Origin of the sequence: Streptomyces huiliensis (assembly GCF_020037025.1) — a bacterium.
GTDB lineage: Bacteria > Actinomycetota > Actinomycetes > Streptomycetales > Streptomycetaceae > Streptomyces > Streptomyces huiliensis.
This window is the reverse complement of sequence record NZ_JAIQLH010000192.1, coordinates 1-1,339: the sequence shown is the minus strand read 5'-3', so window position 1 is coordinate 1,339 and position 1,339 is coordinate 1. Positions and strand designations below refer to the sequence as shown.

The window sequence follows — 1,339 nt, the reverse complement described above, 5'->3', positions numbered from 1 at the left end:
GGCAGGTCCAGCCAGCGGCCGTCGACGGCGCACTCCTGCGGCGCCACCTCGGCCGCGCCGGCCAGCAGGCCGAGTTCGGGGCGGGCGACCGGGCCCTCGACGGGCTGGGCGCCGTACGACAGCCACCACGGGCGCAGCCGCGTCCCGGCGGGCAGGTCGGCGGCGGCCCGCAGCAGCGCGGCGGGCGTGTCGAGACAGGCCCACCGGGCGCGCTCCAGCGTCGCCTCGCCGACGGCGCCCTCGACGGCGAGCGGCAGCGCGTGCAGCCAGTCGACGGTGACCGGCCCGCCGCCGCCGAGCGCGTCGAACACCCGCCGCAGCGACGCCGGGTCGGCGGGGTCGGCCTCGTACCGGTCCGCGCCGACGCGGGCGAAGGCCGCTGCGGCCCGGACGTGCGCCACCCGCTCGTACGCCGCCTCGAACGGGCCCAGCGCGCCGTCCGGCAGGGGGCCGTCCGTGAGGACGACGAGGGTGCCGGCGACGCGGGACACCGGGTCCGCCGCCGCGTGGTGCCGCCGCACCCAGTGCGGCTGGCGCAGCCAGTCCGCCTCCGGCAGCCGCTCGGGCCAGGCGGGCTCCCGGGCGGGGACCGTCTCCTGTGTGGGGGCCGCCCGTTCGATCTCGTAGCGGGCCAGGTCGAAGGCGGGCGGCGGGAAGTCCCACGGCGCCTGCGCCGGGCCGTCCGGCCAGGCGATGTCCGTACCCGACTCCCACGCGGTCGCCGGCTCGGCGGCCGGCAGGTCCCGGGCGTCGACGGCCGTGCCGTCCGCCGCCGCGGCCGTGCCACCGGTCACCGTCCGCAGCCAGGCCACCGCCTCCGCCGCGTCGGCGCACACCGCCGCCGCCCGCCACCGGTGGGCCGGGCGCCCGGCCTGGAGGTGCCGCAACACCCGCCCGTACGCCTCCGGACGCGCCTCCAGGTAGTCCGCGATCCGGGCCGCGTCGGCGCGCAGCCCGGCCTCGCTGCCGCTGGACAGCGGCAGGAGGGGTACGACAGGGCCGGTGGTCTCCCCAGCCGCCGGTTCGCCCGCCTCCAGGACGACGTGGGTGTTGGTGCCGCCGATGCCGAAGCTGCTCACCGCCGCGACCCGCGGCCGGCCGGCGGGCCAGGGCTCCGCCGCCGTGGGGATGCGGAACGGCAGCCGCTCGTCGGCGATCTGCGGGTTGAGCCGCCGGAAGTCGACGGTCGGCGGGATGACCCCGTGGTGCACGGCCAGCGCCGCCCGCACCAGGCCGACGACGCCCGCGGCGGCCCCCAGGTGGCCCAGCTGGCTCTTCACCGACGACAGCGCGCATCGGCCGGGCTCCTCCAGGCCGTACGCCTGCCGCAGCGCGCCCA

Annotated in this window: 1 protein-coding gene; it reads right to left on the bottom strand. The window is 80.0% G+C overall.

Annotation, left to right across the window (positions count from 1 at the left end):
* The coding region (locus tag JNW98_RS26870) for a ketoacyl-synthetase C-terminal extension domain-containing protein (RefSeq protein ID WP_308015669.1) at positions 1 to 1,339 on the bottom strand (1,339 nt) is incomplete at both ends.